We start from the raw sequence: 18,071 nt of genomic DNA on the forward strand, positions 1-18,071 counted from the left end.
GCTGCACTTGCGTCCGGTGTTGATGCACTGGACCGCCTTGTTCATCAGCTTCGGGTCGAAGACGTTGATGAAGTCACCGTGGTCGGTGACCGGCTTGTGCTGCTGCTCGGGGAAGCCGTCCAACGAGAAGAACGGACGGGTCTTGCCGTTGTCCTTCACGCTGGGCGCGTCCACGTCGTACACCAGACGCTGCACCAGCTGCGGAATGGCCTTGAAGCCGGCCGGGCAGTTGCCGGCCGCATCGGCGAAGGCCACGTGCGTACGGTGGTTGGCGCTGTCGATGTTCTTGCCGTCCCAGCAGCTCTGGAACTTGAAGGTGCGTACCACGTCGCTGCCCGACGGGCAGAGCGGGTACTTGTCCTTCAACTGCACCTTGTTCTCGAAACCGGTGCAGCTCCAGGAGGCGTTGGCGTTGGCCGTGCCGTTGACGAACGCCTTGGCGTCACCGGTGATGATGCGCAGGAACTTGGGCATCGCCACCACCTTGCCGCGGGGGCTGCCCACGAAGTTCAAGGTGGCCTTCTTGGCCGTCAGGATCCGGCCCGTGTTGCCCTCGGCGCCGCCGCCCTGCTGGGCGGCGTCGAACTCCTTGGTGCCGTCCTGCAGGCGCAGCACCGGCCAGTAGTACGACGACTTGTCGCCCTTGTTCTGACAGCTGGTCCCGGCCTTGGCGAAGTCCTGGTCGCTGGAGAAGGCGTCGTTGTCCTGGTTGCCGACGTAGTCGTGCATGTGGTGCGCGCCGTTGGTGACACCGGGCGCGACGATGACGTTGTCGCTGTTGTACAGCTTGTTGGCGTTCACCCCGCACTTGCTGACGAAGACACCCTTCGAAGCCTTCGCCGACCTGGCCGGCGTGCGCACATTGCGCTTCACCTTGGTGATGTCCACGAAGTCGGCGGCGACGGGGCCGTTGCCGGACGCTCCGGCATTGGTGTTGTTGCCACCCTGGTTGTTGCCGCCGCCCTGACCGGGGGCGGGCTGGTTGCCGGTGGCGCGCAGTGTGCAGGCCGCCAGAGCGTCGAGGCCCTGCGGCTTGGTTCCCACCCGGCCGATGGCGATGGCGATCCGGTCGATCGCCGCCTTCCGCTTGTCCTTCAGCGGACCCACGATCGCGTTCTGCGCGAAGTTGGGATCCTGCTGAATCGCCCTCTGCGAGGTGGAAAGACGCTGGTACGCCTCGGAAATCTGCTTGTCGAGAAGTGCCAGTTCCTTGTCGACCTGGGCCTTGGCCTGGGCCGGCACCGCTGTCAACTGCTGGCCGACGTCGGGGCAGTCGATGGTGGACGTTCCGGCCGCGAGCGCCTGGTTCTGGGCAGAGCCCTTCGACGCGTTCGTTTCACCGGCCGAGGCGTAGATGTTGACCGCCACCAGTCCACCGGCGCCTACAGCCACCGCGGCCACCGCGCCAACCACCCGGCGGGCAGTGTTCGATCTCTTTCGCGTGTTGCGTCTCATCAGGCCTCTCAAGGACATCTCCGGGAGCCGGCGGACTTCCGGCACGGTTCGCGCGCGTGTCCTCAGATACGGATATGAGCATCAAATACTCAGCCGATTCCCAGATTCGTAGGTTCCTCTATACGCAAACAGCGCATAGGAAGACAATCCTGATGGCCGCGAGTATGCGGCGGTTGAACGACGGAAGGGTCCGTACGCCGAGGCGTACGGACCCTTCTTCGTGGGGTGGGGGCGTCAGCGGTGGCTGAACCACGCCATCGCCGGGAGCGCCCTGTCGTCGTAGCCGAACAGGGCCTGGTTCTCCCAGCCGTTGCCGGAGGAGGCGTCGGTCGGGTCCCAGCCGTTGCCCGTGACGGCGGTCCAGGTGGACTCCCAGTAGAAGATGCCGAGGCCACGGCCGTTCGGGACGGCCTCGACGATGCTGGCGATGTCCTTCATCCAGCGGGTCTGGCCGGCGGTCGTGGCCGGGTAGCCGGACACGAGTTCACTCGACAGGTCGATGATGTTCTCGTGCGAGTCCTCGCTGTCCAGACGGAACGGGTAGGCCGTCTCGGCGACGAAGACCGGCTTGGCGTAGCGGGACGCCGCGTCGTCCAGGGTCGTCTGGAAGTCGGCGAGCGTGCCGTGCCAGTAGCCGTAGTACGACAGGCCGATGACGTCGAACTTCACGCCGCCCGAGACCGCGCTGTCGAACCACCAGCGGGTGCCGGACAGGTCACCGCCCTTGGCGAGATGCAGCGCGACCTGGGTGGAGGAGTTGACCGCCTTGACCGCGTCGTAGCCGGAGTTGAGCAGTCCGGCGAGCTGGCCCCAGTTGGAGGTGGAGCCCGTGGGCCACAGCATGCCGCCGTTGATCTCGTTGCCGACCTGGACCATGTCGGCGGTGGTGCCCTGCGCCTTCAGGGCGTTGAGGACGTCGTAGGTGTGGTTGTAGACGTCCGTCCTCAGCTGGCTGTAGGAGTGGCCGGCCCACGCGGACGGCACGGTCTGGGCGCCCGGGTCGGCCCAGGTGTCCGTGTAGTGGAAGTCGACCAGCAGCTTCATGCCCTGCGCCTTGATGCGCTTGGCGGCGGCGAGCACACGCGTCTTGTTGTTGTAGCCGTCGGCGGGGTTCACCCAGACCTTGACGCGCGCGTAGTTCTGCCCGGCGTTCTTGAGGATGGCGAGGGCGTCGCCGGTCGTGCCGGAGCTCCACTGGTAGACGCCGCCCTTGGCCTCGCTCTTGATGAGCGACGACACGTCGGAGCCCTTGATGGACAGGCCCGTCGCACCGGACGCGAAGGTCAGGTCGTCGACGTTGATCCAGTTACCGGCGCCTGCGTCGGAGTTGATGCTGATGGTGCACTGGTTGTTCGTCACCGCGATGGAGGTGACGATCCGGATCCATCCGCTGGAGGAGACCGGGATGTCGGTGCGCTGTTCGGCGCTGCCGCAGTTCTTCAGCGCGATGTACGCGGAGTTCTGACCACCGCCGGAGCGCACCCACGCGGTGAGCTTGTAGTTCCCGTTGGTCAGGCCGGACAGGTACTGGTAGGTCTCCACCTTGTAGGCGGAGGACGACCAGTGGGAGAGGCGGTAACTGCCGCCGTGGCCACCGGACTCGGTGAAGGAGGCGGAGTTCTGCCCGGCCGCCGAGTACGTCGACCAGCCGGTCGGCGTCGCGGTCCCGGTGCCGTTCGACTCGAAGCCGCCGTTGGTGAGCGTCGAGGCGGCGTTGGCCGAGGTGGCGGGCAGGGTGGTGAGCGCCAGGCCTGCGAACAGCGGTATGAGCAGGGCCTTGAAGGCGCGTCTCGCGTGGAACATCGTCGTCCCTTCGACAAGGACGGGGACCTGGTTGAGCGGTGCTGCGGCGGCGCCGTACCCGAAGGCCGTGGGCACGGCGCCGCCCTGACCGACCGGACGTCCCCAGGAATCCGGTCGGCGTTTCGAGGGCGACCCGGGGCTGGGGGAACCGCCCGCAGGTGGCCCGGAGCTGGGGGTCAACTCCGGGCGCGTGGCCGGGGATCGGGGAGCGAGCCCGGGCCGGGTGCGGCCGCCGCGTCGGACGACCACCTTGCGCAGCCGTCACATCGAGCGGCTGTCCTGCCGCCGCACCGGGCGGCCGTTGTGCGGCCACCCCCTCGTCGGACGGCTTTCTTGCCTGCCGTCACGTGGGACGGCCCGGTGGGCCGGCGGCCGGTCACGTCGTACGGCTCTGTGACCGGGCGTCGCCCACCGCGTCTGTGATCAGCCGGTCAGCGGTCGAGTCGTACGACCCTGACGGCCCCGGCGGGCACGGCCAGGCGGCCCGCCGCGCGCTCACCGGTCAACAACTCGGTGCCGGCCGTCTCCAGCGGCACCTTCGCGTCGAGCGGGGTGTGGTTGATGACGAAGAGGAACTCGCCCGAGCCCGACTCCCCCGCACGGCGCACCACTTCGACATCGCGCGGCAGGTCGGCGCGGGGCGCGAGGCCGGCCTCGTCGGCCGCCCAGCCGAGGAGCGCGTCCAGGCCGTGCGCATCGAGCCGGGTGGACACGTACCACGCGGAGCCCTCGCCGAGCCGGTGCCGGGTGACGGCGGGCCTGTCGGCGGCAAGTCCGTCGGCGTACGTCCACACGGTCTCGGCGCCACGCGGCACCACGAACTCCGTCCACACATCGCCGGTCAGCTCGGAGCCGTCGGGCCCGGTGATGCGGACGCTCTCCCCGCCGAGCAGCGGCGAGAACTCCTCGACGGTCAGGCCGAGCACGTCGCGCAGGGCGCCGGGGTACGGGCCCTCGTGGACGGCGTCGTGCTCGTCGACGATGCCGGAGAAGTACGAGACGACGAGGGTGCCGCCGTTGTCGACGTACGCCTTGAGGTTGCGCCCGGCGGCCTCGGTCATCAGGTACAGGGCGGGTACGACGACAAGGGGATAGGCCGACAAGTCGGCTTCCGGGTGGGCGAAGTCGACCGTGAGGTGGCGGTCGTAGAGGGCCTCGTAGAAGGCGTCGGCGCGCTCGCGGGCCTCGTGATCCTCGCTGGGGCGCCAGGCGAGGTTCTGCGCCCACCAGGAGTGCCAGTCCCACAGGACGGCCACGTCGGCCTGGGTGCGGGTGCCCTGGATCTGGCTCAGCGAGTCGAGACAGGCGCCCAGTTCGACGACCTCGCGCCACACCCGGGAGTCGGTGCCGGCCTGCGGCAGCATCGCCGAGTGGAACTTCTCGGCGCCGCGCCGGGACTGCCGCCACTGGAAGAACATGGCGCCGTCGGAGCCGCGTGCCACATGGGCGAGGGAGTTGCGGGCCATCTGGCCGGGGGCCTTGGCGGGGTTGCGGGCCTGCCAGTTGACACCGGACGTGGAGTGCTCCAGGAGCAGCCAGGGGGCGCCGCCGCCGACCGAGCGGGTGATGTCGGCGGCCATGGCGAGGTTGACGTGGGTGCGGCGGCCGTCGGTCATCAGGTAGTGGTCGTTGGTGACGAGGTCGACCTCGCGGCCCCAGGCCCAGTAGTCGATGGAGTCGCACTGGCTGAGCGCGGTCATGAAGTTCGTCGTGACCGGGATGCCGGGCGACAGGCGGTGCAGGATGTCCCGCTCCATCACGAAGTTCTCGCGGATCGTGGCGTCGGCGAAGCGCTTGTAGTCGAGCGCCTGGCCGGGGTTGCCGACCGTGGGCGTCACGCGCGGCGGGTTGATCTGCGCGAAGTCGGTGTAGCGCTGGCCCCAGAAGGCGGTGCCCCAGGCCTCGTTGACCGCCTCGACGTCGCCGTACGTGCGCTCCAGCCAGCGGCGGAAGTGCGCGGCGCAGGAGTCGCAGTAGCAGGCGGAGACCGGGACGCCGTACTCGTTGTGCACGTGCCACAGGGCGAGCGCCGGGTGGTCGGCGTAGCGCTCGGCGAGCTTCGCGGTGATGTCCGCGGCGGCGACCCGGTAGTCGGCGTTGCTGTGGCAGATGGCGCCGCGCGAGCCGAACTCGTAGCGGGTGCCGTCGGCGGCGACGGGCAGCGCCTCGGGGTGCTCGCGGTAGAACCAGACGGGCGGTACGACGGTCGGGGTGCCGAGGTCGACGCGGATGCCGTTCTCGTGGAGCAGGTCGAGCAGCCGGTCGAGCCAGCCGAAGTCGTACACCCCTCGTGAGGTCTCCAGCAGGGCCCAGGAGAAGATGCCGACGCTCACCATGGTGACGCCCGCCTCGCGCATCAGCCGGACGTCCTCGTGCCAGACGGTTTCCGGCCACTGCTCGGGGTTGTAGTCCCCACCGAAGGCGAGCCTGGTGAGGCCCGTGGGGGTGGTCTCCGGCATGGATCTCTCCCGTTTAATCGATCATTTGGGAACGTGCACACACAGCGGCGGCGGTGCAAGCCCAACATAACCGCACAGCAACAACCATTGACAAGTGTCCGGGATGTTTCTCTACTGTGAACGCTCACAGAAGCACTACCTGTGAACGCTCACAGGAGCATGGCATGGTCTTCGCAGCAGGCGAGGACCCAGGTCAGGGGAGAAAGATCCATGCCCAGCATCACAAGACACCGTCGATTTGTGGCCACCGCTGTCGCAGTGACCCTCGGTGCCACCACGCTCGCCGCGTGCGGCGGATCCGACGACGACAGCGAGGCCCAGTCGGGGCCGGCGAAGCTGACGTACTGGACCTGGACGCCGGGCATGGACAAGGTCGTGGACCTGTGGAACAAGGGTCCCGGCAAGGAGCAGCAGATCACCGTCACGGTGAAGAAGCAGGCCTCCGGCGACACGCTCGTGACCAAGATCCTCACCGCACACAAGGCGGGCAAGGGCCCGGACCTGGTGCAGGCCGAGTACCAGGCGCTGCCGACGCTGGTCAGCAATGACGCGGTCGCCGACATCGCGGGCGAGGCGGGGGACGCGAAGAGCAAGTTCGCCGAGGGTGTCTGGCAGCAGACGACGCTGGGCTCGGACGCGGTGTACGCGATCCCGCAGGACATCGGGCCGATGATGTTCTACTACCGCGAGGACCTCTTCAAGAAGTACGACCTGACCGTTCCGACGACCTGGGACGAGTTCGCCGAGACCGCGCGGAAGCTGAAGAAGGCCGACGCGGACGTCGACCTGACCACCTTCTCCGCCAACGACTCCGGTCTCTTCGCCGGTCTCGCCCAGCAGGCGGGCGCGAAGTGGTGGACCACCGAGGGCCAGAAGTGGAAGGTCGGCATCGACGACGCGGCGACGCAGAAGGTCGCCGACTTCTGGGGCGGCCTGGTCGAGGACGGCGCCATCGACAACCAGCCGATGTACACCCCGGCCTGGAACAAGGCGCTCAACACCGGCAAGCAGATCGCCTGGGTCAGTGCGGTCTGGGCGCCCGGCACGCTGACCACGGCGGCCCCCGACACCGCGGGCAAGTGGAAGATGGCTCCGCTGCCGCAGTGGTCCAAGAGCGAGGACGTGACCGGCAGCTGGGGCGGCTCCTCGACCGCCGTGACCACGGACTCGAAGAACAAGGGTGCCGCCGCGAAGTTCGCCGCCTGGCTGAACACGGACCCGGACGCGCTGACCGCGCTGGCGAAGGAGGGTGGCATCTACCCGGCCGCCACGACCGCGCAGACCAGTGACGCGTTCGCCGAGCCGCCGGCGTTCTTCTCGAACCAGACGGACTTCTACGCCACGGCCTCCAAGATCGCGACGACCACCGCGCCCTCGGCCTGGGGTCCGAACGTGAACGTCGCGTACACCACGTTCAAGGACGCGTTCGGCGCCGCCGCCAAGAACAAGTCGGACTTCGGTGCCGCCCTGAAGACCATGCAGGACACCACCGTCGCCGACATGAAGAAGCAGGGCTTCGAGGTCGCGGAGTGACAACGGCACGCCGGAAGGCGTACGGGGTCAAGGGGGCCCCGTACGCCTTCCTCCTCCCCGCGACGATCCTCTTCGCCCTCTTCTTCGCGCTCCCCATCGGCTATGCGATCTGGCTCAGCCTGCACAAGGTGCAGGTCAAGGGGCTGGGCCTCGGCTCGGGAGCGCGGCAGGAAGTGTGGGCGGGCTTCGAGAACTACGCCGACGCCCTGACCGACTCCGAGCTCCTCGACGGCGCGCTCCGCGTCCTCGGCTACGGCGCGATCGTGGTCCCCGTCATGCTCGGTCTGGCGCTGGTCTTCGCCCTGATGCTGGACAGCGACAAGGTCAGGCTGGCCCCCTTCACCCGGCTGGCGATCTTCCTTCCGTACGCCATTCCGGGCGTCGTGGCGGCCCTGCTCTGGGGCTTCCTCTACCTCCCGGACGTCAGCCCGTTCTACTTCGTGCTCGAAAAGCTGGGCCTGCCGCAGCCGGACCTGCTGGACGGCGGCGGTCTGTACGCGGCGCTGTCGAACATCGCGGTGTGGGGCGGCACCGGCTTCAACATGATCGTCATCTACACCTCGCTGCAGGCGATCCCGACCGAGGTGTACGAGGCGGCGAAGCTGGACGGCGCGACCCCGTTGCAGATCGCGTTGAAGATCAAGATCCCGATGGTGGCGCCCTCGCTGGTGCTGACCTTCTTCTTCTCGATCATCGCCACGCTCCAGGTGTTCAGCGAGCCGACCACCCTCAAGCCCCTCACCAACTCGGTCTCCACGACCTGGAGTCCGCTGATGAAGGTGCACCGGGACGCGTTCGGCGAGGGCGACATCTACTCGGCCGCCGCGGGTGCCGTGATCATCGCCGTGGCCACGCTGGTCCTCTCCTTCGGCTTCCTGAGGGCCGCGAACTCCCGTAACAAGCAGGAGGCAGCACGATGAGTTCTCTTGCCGTCCGCAAGACCGCACCGGCGGCGGGCACCACGCCCGGCACCGCCCAGGGCCCGCCGCTGCGCCGCCGCATCGCGCTCGTCCCGACGCTCGCCCTGCTGCTGGGCGCGATCTACTGTCTGCTGCCCGTGGCCTGGGTGCTGATCGCGGCCACCAAGTCGGGCAGCGAGCTGTTCTCCACGTTCACCTTCTTCCCGGGCACCGGTTTCGCGGACAACCTGTCCGACCTGAGCGCCTACCGCGACGGCGTCTACTGGAAGTGGATGGGCAACTCCGCCCTGTACGCGGGCGTCGGCGCCCTCCTCTCCACCGCGGTCTCCGCGATCAGCGGCTACGCGCTGGCGATCTACCGCTTCAAGGGCCGCGAGACCGTCTTCAACGTCCTGATGGCGGGCGTGCTGATGCCGCCGGTGATCCTCGCGATCCCGCAGTATCTGCTGCTGGCCAAGGCGGACCTCGCGGACACCTACTGGGCGGTGCTGCTGCCGCTGATCCTCTCCCCGTACGGCGTCTACCTGTCCCGGATCTACGCCGCCGCGGCCGTGCCCTCCGACGTGGTCGAGGCCGGGCGGATGGACGGGGCGAGCGAGTGGCGGATCTTCACCCGGGTCGCGCTGCCGATGATGGTGCCGGGTCTGGTGACGGTCTTCCTGTTCCAGTTCGTGGCCGTGTGGAACAACTTCCTGCTGCCGTACATCATGCTCAGCGACGACGAGAAGTTCCCGATCACGCTGGGGCTGTTCACGCTCCTCGAACAGGGTTCCAACACTCCGGCGCTCTACACCCTGGTGATCACGGGTGCGCTGCTCGCGGTGATCCCGCTGATCGCGCTCTTCCTGGTCATCCAGCGCTTCTGGAGCCTCGACCTGCTCTCCGGAGCCGTAAAGTCATGACCATGAGCAACACGGGGGGCCGGCGCAAGCCGCCTACGATTCACGACGTGGCCCGCGAGGCCGGGGTCTCCCGGGGCACCGTCTCGCGCGTGCTCAACGGCGGCCACTACGTCAGCCCGACAGCTGCGGAGGCGGTCAACACCGCGATCCGCAAGACGGGTTATGTCGTGAACCGGCACGCGCGGTCGCTGATCACGGGACGCTCGGATTCGATCGGCTTCCTGCTGACGGAACCGCAGGAGAAGCTCTTCGAGGACCCCAACTTCAATGTCCTGCTGCGGTGCTGCACCCAGGCGCTGGCCGCGCACGACATCCCGCTGCTGCTGATGCTGGCGGGCACGGAGGACGAGCGGCGCCGGATCACGCGGTACATCACGGCAGGCCACGTCGACGGTGTGCTGGTGGTGTCCAGCCACTCCGCCGATCCGGTCGCCGAGGAACTGCGCCAGGCCGGCGTGCCTCTCGTCCAGTGCGGTAAGCCCATGGGGCGCGGCTCCAAGGTGAGTTACGTGGCCGCCGACGACCGGGACGGCGCCCGTGACATGGTGCGCCATCTGCTGTCGCTGGGCCGCCGCCGCATCGGGGTCGTCACCGGCCCGCTGGACAGCCCGGGTGGTGTGGATCGCCTCGCCGGCTACAAGGAGGTGCTCACCGAGGCGGGCGTCGAGATCGACGAGCGCCTCATCGTCTCCGGTGACTACAGCCGGGCCAGCGGCGAGGCGGGCGCCGAGCGGCTGCTGGCCCAGGCCCCGGACATGGACGCCGTGTTCGTCGCCTCCGACCTCATGGCCCAGGGTGCCCTGACGGTACTGCGCCGGACGGGCCGCCGGGTCCCCGAGGACGTGTCCGTGGGCGGCTTCGACGACTCCACCGCGGCGACGGAGTCCACCCCCGCCCTCACCACCATCCGCCAGCCCTACGACCGCATCAGCACCGAGATGGTGCGGGTGCTGCTGGCCCAGATCGGCGGCGAGGACCCGGCGGCGGTGATCCTTCCGACGGAGCTGATAAGGCGGGAGTCGACCTGATCCACAGGTCTCCTCCGGGGCTGCCTGGTCATCCCCCGAACGGTCATCCACACGGTCCGCGGAAGAGCGCGTCGCCACCGGGTCGGAGGGCCGCACGGGGGTACTCGGCGGGCGCCGGTCCCGCATTCGGTTGGACACTGGAGTGCGGCCGGATGTGTGCCGGTGGACGAGACCAGGACGCGACTGCCATGAACAGCGACACGAACTCCAGGGACGCGGCGAACGTCGTGTCCACCCATTCCGTGTTCGGGGCCCCTTGCTGGGTGAGCCTCACCAGCCGGGACGTGCCGGCCACGGAGAGGTTCTACTCGGCCGTGCTGGGCTGGAAATGGCGCACGGCCAAACTCGGCGATCACTTCCGGATCGCGCTGGCGGACGGGGTGCCGGTGGCCGGGATCGCCGGGGTGGCGGTGCTGTGGCAGATGGCGGTCGCCTGGACGCCGTACTTCGCGGTGTCCGACGCGGACGCTGCGGCGTCCCGGGCCAGGGAGCGCGGCGGCACGGTCGCGGTCGGTCCCCTCTCCTTCCCTCCCGGCCGGGCGGCCCTGCTGGCCGACCGGCACGGGGCCACCTTCGGGATCTGGGAGGGCGAGCTCTTCACGGACTGGGAGACCTGGCGCAAGGCCTCCCCCGCCTTCGTCAGACTCCACACCCGGGACGCCTTCGACGCCGCCATCTTCTACGGCGAGGTCCTGGAGTGGGCCTCCGAGAAGCCCGGCTGCTGCGAGGTCCGCTACGAGGCGAACGAGGTCGTGCTGCGTTCCCAGGGCACGGTCGTGGCCCGGATCACCTCCGGGGCGCTGGAGGCGGCACCCGATCCCACGATCCGGCCCCACTGGCAGATCCACTTCTCGGTCTCCGACGTGGCGGCCTGTGTGGAGGCCGCCCAGCAGCACGGCGGAACCGTCCTCGTGCAGGGCACGGACGAGGCGCGGCTGCGCGATCCGGACGGCGCCCAGTTCACGGTCACCTCACGCGTCGCACACTGACCGCGACAGCCAGGCCCGGACTTCGCAGGTCACCCGATCGTGAAGATCAAGCGGTCGTAGCTGATCGCTAGCCGATCGGAACCGCAGCGGCGATAGCTGTCCCGGTCCGGCCCGGTCGAGATCGGACGCGGTGGGGCCGCTGCGGAGAACCTTTTCGGCGACCTGCGAAGTACGGGGCTAGGTGGCCGCGGGCAGCCGTACGGAGGAGTAGAGGGGCTCCCTCTATGCCCGCTGCCCGCGCGGCACACCCCGTTCCGGAACAGCTGTTCGCCGCTCGTTCACCCCGCCCCGGGACGGCCGCGACAGCAGCACCAGACCACGGGCCTCCACGACGATCTCCGCGCCGGCCTTGTACTCCGACTCGTCCGGGCCCTGCTCCCCTGGCTCCGGCTCGGTGGCCGTGTCGATACGGGTCGTCCAGCGCTCGCCGTACTCGGTGCCGGGGAGACGGAACGGCATGGGCTCCCAGTGGCTGTTCAGCAGGAGGAGGAAGGAGTCGTCGACGACGGGGCGGCCGTACGGGTCGGGTTCGGCGATGGCGTCGCCGTTGAGGAACACGCCGACGGAGTGGGCGTCGGAGCGGTCCCAGTCCTCGTCGGTCATCTCACGGGCGTCCGGCAGCAGCCACACCAGGTCGGGCAGCGGCTGGTCGGCGTGGGTCGCCGTGTCGCCGTGGAAGAAGCGGCGGCGCCGCAGTACGGGGTGGACGGCGCGCAGGGCGATGAGCCGGCGGGTGAAGTCCAGCAGGGCGTGCTGCTCCGCGTCGAGCCGCCAGTCGATCCACGAGACCTCGTTGTCCTGGCAGTAGGCGTTGTTGTTGCCGCGCTGGGTGCGGCCCAGTTCGTCGCCGTGGCAGAGCATCGGGATGCCCTGGGAGAGCAGCAGGGTGGCGAGGAGGTTGCGCTGCTGGCGGGCGCGGAGCGCGAGGACGCGCGGGTCGGCGGTGGGGCCTTCGACGCCGCAGTTCCAGGAGCGGTTGACGCTCTCGCCGTCCCGGTTGCCCTCCCCGTTGGCCTCGTTGTGCTTGTCGTCGTACGAGACGAGGTCGCGCAGGGTGAAACCGTCGTGCGCGGTGACGAAGTTGACGCTGGCGCGCGGTCGGCGCCTGCTGTGCTCGTACAGGTCGGAGGAGCCGGTCAGCCGGAGCGCGAACTCGCCGAGCGTGTGCGGCTCGCCACGCCAGAAGTCCCGTACCGTGTCCCGGTACTTGCCGTTCCACTCCGACCACAGCGGCGGGAAGTTGCCCACCTGGTAGCCGCCCTCGCCCACGTCCCACGGCTCGGCGATCAGCTTGACGCGGCTGATCACCGGGTCCTGCTGGATCAGGTCGAAGAACGCCGACAGCCGGTCCACTTCGTGGAACTGCCGGGCCAGCGTGGCGGCGAGGTCGAAGCGGAAGCCGTCGACGTGCATCTCGGTGACCCAGTACCTGAGCGAGTCCATGATCAGCTGAAGCACGTACGGGTGCCGCATCAGCAGGCTGTTCCCGGTGCCGGTGGTGTCGTAGTAGTGGGCCCAGTCGCCGTCCACCAGACGGTAGTACGAGGCGTTGTCGATGCCCCGGAAGGAGAGGGTGGGGCCCTTCTCGTTGCCCTCGGCGGTGTGGTTGTAGACCACGTCGAGGATCACTTCGAGACCGGCCGCGTGCAGCGCCTTGACCATCGACTTGAACTCGGTGACCTGCTCGCCCCGGGTGCCGTGGGCGGCGTAGGCGTTGTGCGGCGCGAAGAAGCCGATGGTGTTGTAGCCCCAGTAGTTGGACAGGCCGCGGTCCTGGAGGACGCCGTCCTGCACGAACTGGTGCACCGGCATGAGCTCGATCGCGGTCACGCCGAGCGAGGTGAGGTGCTCGACGACCGCGGGATGCGCCAACCCGGCGTAGGTGCCGCGCAGTTCGGCGGGGACATCCGGGTGGGTGCGGGTGAGGCCGCGCACGTGGGCCTCGTAGATGACCGTGTCGGCGTGAGGGCGCCGGGGCGGGCGGTCGTCGCCCCAGTCGAAGAACGGGTCGGTGACCACGCCGAGCATGGTGTGGCCGGCGCTGTCGGCGCCGGGTTCGTAGAGGGAGGGGTGGTTGTCCACCTGCCCGTCCACGGCCGTGGTGTACGGGTCGAGGAGCAACTTCGCCGGATCGCAGCGGTGGCCGGCGGCCGGGTCCCAGGGGCCGTGCACGCGGTAGCCGTAGCGCTGTCCCGGGCCGACGCCGGGGAGACGACCGTGCCAGACGAAGCCGTCGGCCTCGGTCAGCGGGACGGTGCGATGGCCGCCGCCGTCGTCCACGAGGACGAGCTCGACGTGTTCGGCGACCTCGCTGAACAGCGCGAAGTTGGTGCCCGTGCCGTCGTAGGCCGCACCCAGCGGGTAGGGGTGCCCGCTCCACACGGGCACCTCTTCCTCGCGCATCTCGCGCATCTCGCGCTTCTCGTGCGGCGGCCGCGCGGGCGTTGCCTTGTCGGCCCGCGCGGCCGCCTTGCCGACGGGTCGCGCGGACCCGTTCCCGCCGGGTCGCGCGCGCCCGTTCCGCTTCGTCCGCCCAGTCACCGCGCGGCGTCGCAGGCGCTCGACGCGGTCGGCTGCGTGCCCGCCGCCCGGCTCGACCTCGCGGCCGCCTCCGTGTCCGGCGCTGCACTCGGCGCCCCGCTCGGCGCCTCGCTCAGCGACCCTGCGAGGGCGGCGACCGGTACCTCGCGGGGCACCTGGAGCACCTCCCGCAGCGCCGGCTCGGGCTTCGTCGGGACGAGCGGGACGCTCTGGTCGACCGGGGCTCGCTGGGTGAACCAGATGACCGTGCTGCCGGTGTCCGTGGCGCAGGCGCCCCAGCCGTCGCTGAGCGCCGCGATGCGGGTCAGACAGGGGCGCAGCTCCCGGTCCGGGCGCAGCTCGCGGTCGTTCTCCCCGACGGCGGCGATCAGGTGATGGCCGTTCCACCACATCTCGATCGAGGTGTTCTTGTCCGTCGCGTGCTCGTCGATCGCTCGCAGCAGCAGTTCGGCGCTGTGGCAGACGGGCTCGACGAGAGTCTCCAGATCCCAGAACCGGAGGTGAGCGGCCAGGATGCGGCTGACCTGTCCGACCCGTTCCGGACTGACTTCCACGTCGAGGTGGTAGTAGCTAGGCACTGCGGTCTTCATCGTCGTTGGCTCCTCACCGGCGTAGCTCCCGCCTCTGCTCGCCCTCGCGGAACGAGCCCCGGATCGTCCTCACGGACGAGGCCCGAGCACGAGGCGTGAGCACCGATCACTTCTGAGTAGCTCAAGAGTGAGAGCGCTACGCCATTCGTGCAACACGAGCGCCTCCTGAGGTAGTTGAAGCACCAACAAGACGCTCGGTCGTCACCCGTGCACCATGAGTGAAGGCTCGGCCGCACGAGGCGCCGATGCCGCTCCAGCGCACGACCTCCCCAGGGAAGCGTGCTCCATCGAGGGTGCCGGGAGGACCAGCACATGTTGCTGCCAGCCAAGAAAGAGGTGGCCAGGCATCTGCGGCGGTACCGGATGTGGGAACGCATGATGCTCGCGTCCCCCGCCGACCACGCGGCCCGGGACCACTTCGAGGACTCGGGCTACACGCTGTGCGTGCTGATGGGCAAGCGCTGTGCCCGCGAAGCCGTCGCGGCCGCCGAGCGGTACCTCCAGGAACAGGCCGGCCAGCGCCGTCAGAGCAAGGCCGCCAGACGCGGTCCTCCGTCCGGCCGGCCTTCCGCCGCAGGGCGGTAGGACGCGTATCGGCACCCGTTCGGCGCAATACCCGTCCCGGGCACGGCGGACGTTCGGCGCAATACCCATCCCGAGCACGGCGGAGGTGAGACCCGTGAGCCAGACCCCGGCCTTCGGCCGTATCCCCATCAGGGACGTCCGCCCGCTCGTCGAGTGCGGCAGACGCCCCGCGAAGGCGGTGGTGGGCGAGACCTTCGAGGTCACCGCGACGCTCTTCCGGGAAGGGCACGGCGTGGTCGCCGCCAGCGTCGTACTCAAGGACCCGGAGGGCCGCCCGGCCCCGCGGACCCCGATGCGCGAACTGGCCCGCGGCACCGACCGCTGGGGCGCCTGTGTCACCCCGACCACGGTGGGCCGGTGGACCTACCGGGTCGAGGCCTGGAGCGACCCGGTGGCCACCTGGCGGCACACCGCCCGCATCAAGATCCAGGCCGGCATCGACACCGGACTCGTCCTGGAGGAGGGCGCCGAGCTGTACGCGCGGGCAGCCGCCGGGGTGCCCGAGGGTGCCCCGCGTGGTGCCCTGTTGGCCGCGGTGGAGCGGTTGCGTGACGACAGCCTGCCGGTCGCGGCGCGTCTGGCGGCGGCGTTGACGCCGGAGGTGGATGAGGTCCTGGCCCGCCATCCGCTGCGGGAGCTGGTCACNCTGGCGGCGGCGTTGACGCCGGAGGTGGATGAGGTCCTGGCCCGCCATCCGCTGCGGGAGCTGGTCACTTCCAGCGATCCGCTGCCGCTGCTGGTGGAGCGGGAGCGGGCGCTGTTCGGTTCCTGGTACGAGTTCTTCCCGCGTTCCGAGGGCACCCCCGAGCAGCCCCACGGGACCTTCCGTACCGCCGCCCGCCGCCTGCCCGCCATCGCCGGCATGGGCTTCGACGTGGTCTATCTGCCGCCCATCCACCCGATCGGGACCACCTTCCGCAAGGGCCGCAACAACACCCTCTCCCCCACCCCCGACGACGTCGGCGTGCCCTGGGCGATCGGCTCCCCCGAGGGCGGTCACGACGCCGTCCACCCGGACCTGGGCACCATCGAGGACTTCGACCACTTCGTGGCCGAAGCACGCGCGGTGGGGCTGGAGGTGGCGCTGGACTTCGCGCTGCAGTGCTCCCCGGACCACCCCTGGGTCCACAAACACCCGGAGTGGTTCCACCACCGCCCCGACGGCACGATCGCCTACGCGGAGAACCCGCCGAAGAAGTACCAGGACATCTACCCCATCGCCTTCGACGCGGACATGCCCGGCCTGATCGCCGAGACCACCCGCGTGCTGCGGCACTGGATGGACCACGGGGTGCGGATCTTCCGCGTCGACAACCCGCACACCAAACCGGTGGTGTTCTGGGAACAGGTGATCGCGGACATCAACCGCACCGACCCGGACGTGATCTTCCTGGCCGAGGCCTTCACCCGCCCGGCGATGATGCACACCCTGGCCGCGGCCGGCTTCCAGCAGTCCTACACCTACTTCACCTGGCGCAACACCAAGACCGAGCTCACCGAGTACGCCACCGAACTCGCCTGCGAGGCAGCGGCGTACATGCGGCCGAACTTCTTCGTCAACACCCCCGACATCCTGCACGCCTTCCTCCAGCACGGCGGCCGGCCCGCCTTCGAACTCCGCGCCGTGCTGGCCGCGACCCTCTCGCCGACCTGGGGCGTGTACTCCGGCTACGAACTGTGCGAGAACACCCCGCTCAAGCCCGGCAGCGAGGAGTACCTCGACTCGGAGAAGTACCAACTCCGCCCCCGCGACTGGGACGCGGCCGAACGCGACGGCCGAACGATCGCACNCTCGGAGAAGTACCAACTCCGCCCCCGCGACTGGGACGCGGCCGAACGCGACGGCCGAACGATCGCACTCCTGCTCGGCAAGCTCAACGCGATCCGGCGGCGCAGTCCGGCACTGCACGGGCTCAGGAACCTGCGCTTCCATCACACCGACAACGACGCGGTGATCGCGTACAGCAAGCGCACGGGCCCGGACGCGGTTCTCGTGGTCGTCAACCTCGACCCCCACCACACCCAGCAGGCCACGGTCTGTCTCGACATGGCACAGCTCGGCCTCGACACGGACGAAAGCGTGCCCGTGCACGACGAGTTGACGGGCGAGACCTACCGCTGGGGAAGCACGAACTACGTGCGCCTGGAACCCGGGCGGGCACCCGCGCACATCTTCCACGTCGAGTTCCACGCCGAGCGCACGTCTTCCTTGCCCCGGAGCGGAGGGTCCGGAACGTCATGACCATGAACAAACCCATCCCGGACACCTTCGAGGACACCCCGCAGAAGGACCGGGACCCGGACTGGTTCAAACGCGCCGTCTTCTACGAAGTCCTCGTCCGCTCCTTCCAGGACAGCAACGGCGACGGCGTAGGCGACCTCAAGGGCCTGACCGCCAAACTCGACTATCTGCAATGGCTCGGCATCGACTGCATCTGGCTCCCGCCCTTCTTCAAGTCGCCGTTGCGGGACGGCGGTTATGACGTCGCCGACTACGCCGCCGTCCTCCCGGAATTCGGGGACCTCGCCGACTTCGTCGAATTCGTCGACGCCGCCCACCAACGCGGCATGCGCGTCATCATCGACTTCGTCATGAACCACACCAGCGACCAGCACCCGTGGTTCCAGGAGTCCAGGAACAACCCCGAAGGTCCTTACGGCGACTACTACGTCTGGGCCGACGACGACAAGCAGTTCCAGGACGCCCGCATCATCTTCGTCGACACCGAAGTCTCGAACTGGACCTTCGACCCGGTGCGCAAGCAGTACTACTGGCACCGCTTCTTCTCCCACCAACCGGACCTCAACTACGAGAACCCGGCCGTCCAGGAGGAAATGCTGGCGGCCCTCCGCTTCTGGCTGGACCTGGGCATCGACGGATTCCGCCTCGACGCGGTGCCGTATCTGTACCAGGAGGAAGGAACCAACTGCGAAAACCTGCCCGCGACCCATGCGTTTCTCAAGCGCGTCCGCCGGGAGATCGACGCGTTGTATCCGGACACAGTCATCCTCGCGGAAGCGAACCAGTGGCCGGAGGACGTCGTCGACTACTTCGGCGACTTCCCCAGCGGCGGCGACGAATGCCATATGGCGTTCCATTTCCCGGTGATGCCGAGGATCTTCATGGCGGTGCGGCGGGAATCCCGCTACCCCGTCTCGGAAATCCTCGCCAAGACCCCCGCGATCCCCGCCAACTGCCAGTGGGGCATCTTCCTGCGCAACCACGACGAGTTGACGCTGGAAATGGTCACCGACGAAGAACGCGA

Annotated in this window: 13 protein-coding genes; 8 read left to right on the plus strand and 5 right to left on the minus strand. The window is 69.0% G+C overall.

Annotated elements, in window-relative coordinates; genetic code table 11:
- The 3 genes from F3T56_RS42975 to F3T56_RS42985 all read right to left on the minus strand — a co-directional run.
- On the minus strand, positions 1–1,455 hold a 1,455-nt coding region (locus F3T56_RS42975), incomplete at its 3' end, for a DUF1996 domain-containing protein (RefSeq protein ID WP_149830924.1).
- Positions 1,456–1,689: 234 nt separating this feature from the next.
- On the minus strand, positions 1,690–3,258 hold the full coding sequence (locus F3T56_RS42980) for a glycoside hydrolase family 53 protein (protein WP_149830925.1): 1,569 nt from the start codon (positions 3,256–3,258) through the stop codon (positions 1,690–1,692).
- A 431-nt stretch (positions 3,259–3,689) separates the two neighbouring features.
- A complete protein-coding gene (locus tag F3T56_RS42985) occupies positions 3,690–5,717 on the minus strand; it encodes a beta-galactosidase (protein WP_149830913.1) in 2,028 nt (675 codons plus the stop codon).
- A gap of 210 nt (positions 5,718–5,927) precedes the next feature.
- On the opposite strand from F3T56_RS42985, the gene F3T56_RS42990 reads away from it, so the two are divergent.
- The 5 genes from F3T56_RS42990 (at position 5,928) to F3T56_RS43010 (ending at position 11,089) form a co-directional block, all read left to right on the plus strand.
- Positions 5,928–7,250: an ABC transporter substrate-binding protein gene (locus F3T56_RS42990; protein WP_149830914.1), complete on the plus strand. Its 1,323-nt coding sequence runs from the start codon at positions 5,928–5,930 to the stop codon at positions 7,248–7,250.
- Positions 7,247–8,170: a carbohydrate ABC transporter permease gene (locus tag F3T56_RS42995; RefSeq protein ID WP_149830915.1), complete on the plus strand. Its 924-nt coding sequence runs from the start codon at positions 7,247–7,249 to the stop codon at positions 8,168–8,170. The genes F3T56_RS42990 and F3T56_RS42995 overlap by 4 nt, the downstream gene beginning before the upstream one ends.
- Positions 8,167–9,072, plus strand: a complete 906-nt coding sequence (locus F3T56_RS43000; protein ID WP_149830916.1) for a carbohydrate ABC transporter permease — start codon at positions 8,167–8,169, stop codon at positions 9,070–9,072. Before F3T56_RS42995 ends, F3T56_RS43000 begins: the two co-directional genes overlap by 4 nt.
- Complete coding sequence (locus F3T56_RS43005) at positions 9,069–10,100, plus strand: LacI family DNA-binding transcriptional regulator (RefSeq protein WP_149830917.1); 1,032 nt, start codon at positions 9,069–9,071, stop codon at positions 10,098–10,100. Before F3T56_RS43000 ends, F3T56_RS43005 begins: the two co-directional genes overlap by 4 nt.
- A gap of 188 nt (positions 10,101–10,288) precedes the next feature.
- A complete protein-coding gene (locus tag F3T56_RS43010; protein WP_149830918.1) occupies positions 10,289–11,089 on the plus strand; it encodes a VOC family protein in 801 nt (266 codons plus the stop codon).
- A gap of 222 nt (positions 11,090–11,311) precedes the next feature.
- Here the strand turns inward: F3T56_RS43010 and glgX are convergent, their stop codons facing one another.
- Together glgX and F3T56_RS43020 are read right to left on the minus strand one after the other, a co-directional pair.
- Positions 11,312–13,501 (minus strand): glycogen debranching protein GlgX, encoded by a 2,190-nt coding sequence (gene glgX / locus F3T56_RS43015; protein ID WP_149830919.1) that lies wholly within the window; start codon positions 13,499–13,501, stop codon positions 11,312–11,314.
- 125 nt (positions 13,502–13,626) lie between these two features.
- Positions 13,627–14,220: a pep a2 gene (locus F3T56_RS43020; RefSeq protein ID WP_149830920.1), complete on the minus strand. Its 594-nt coding sequence runs from the start codon at positions 14,218–14,220 to the stop codon at positions 13,627–13,629.
- 312 nt (positions 14,221–14,532) lie between these two features.
- Between F3T56_RS43020 and F3T56_RS43025 the strand changes: the two genes are divergently transcribed.
- The 3 genes from F3T56_RS43025 to F3T56_RS43035 all read left to right on the plus strand — a co-directional run.
- Positions 14,533–14,805 carry a DUF5133 domain-containing protein gene (locus F3T56_RS43025; protein ID WP_149830921.1) on the plus strand — a complete coding sequence of 91 codons (273 nt, stop codon included), beginning with the start codon at positions 14,533–14,535 and terminating at the stop codon, positions 14,803–14,805.
- Positions 14,806–14,899: 94 nt separating this feature from the next.
- Complete coding sequence (locus F3T56_RS43030; RefSeq protein WP_149830922.1) at positions 14,900–17,047, plus strand: alpha-1,4-glucan--maltose-1-phosphate maltosyltransferase; 2,148 nt, start codon at positions 14,900–14,902, stop codon at positions 17,045–17,047.
- A partial coding sequence (locus F3T56_RS43035; RefSeq protein WP_246204613.1) for an alpha-amylase family glycosyl hydrolase occupies positions 17,044–18,071 on the plus strand: 1,028 nt, incomplete at its 3' end. The genes F3T56_RS43030 and F3T56_RS43035, both read left to right, overlap by 4 nt.

Source organism: Streptomyces tailanensis, from assembly GCF_008386495.1.
Taxonomy (GTDB): Bacteria; Actinomycetota; Actinomycetes; order Streptomycetales; family Streptomycetaceae; genus Streptomyces; species Streptomyces tailanensis.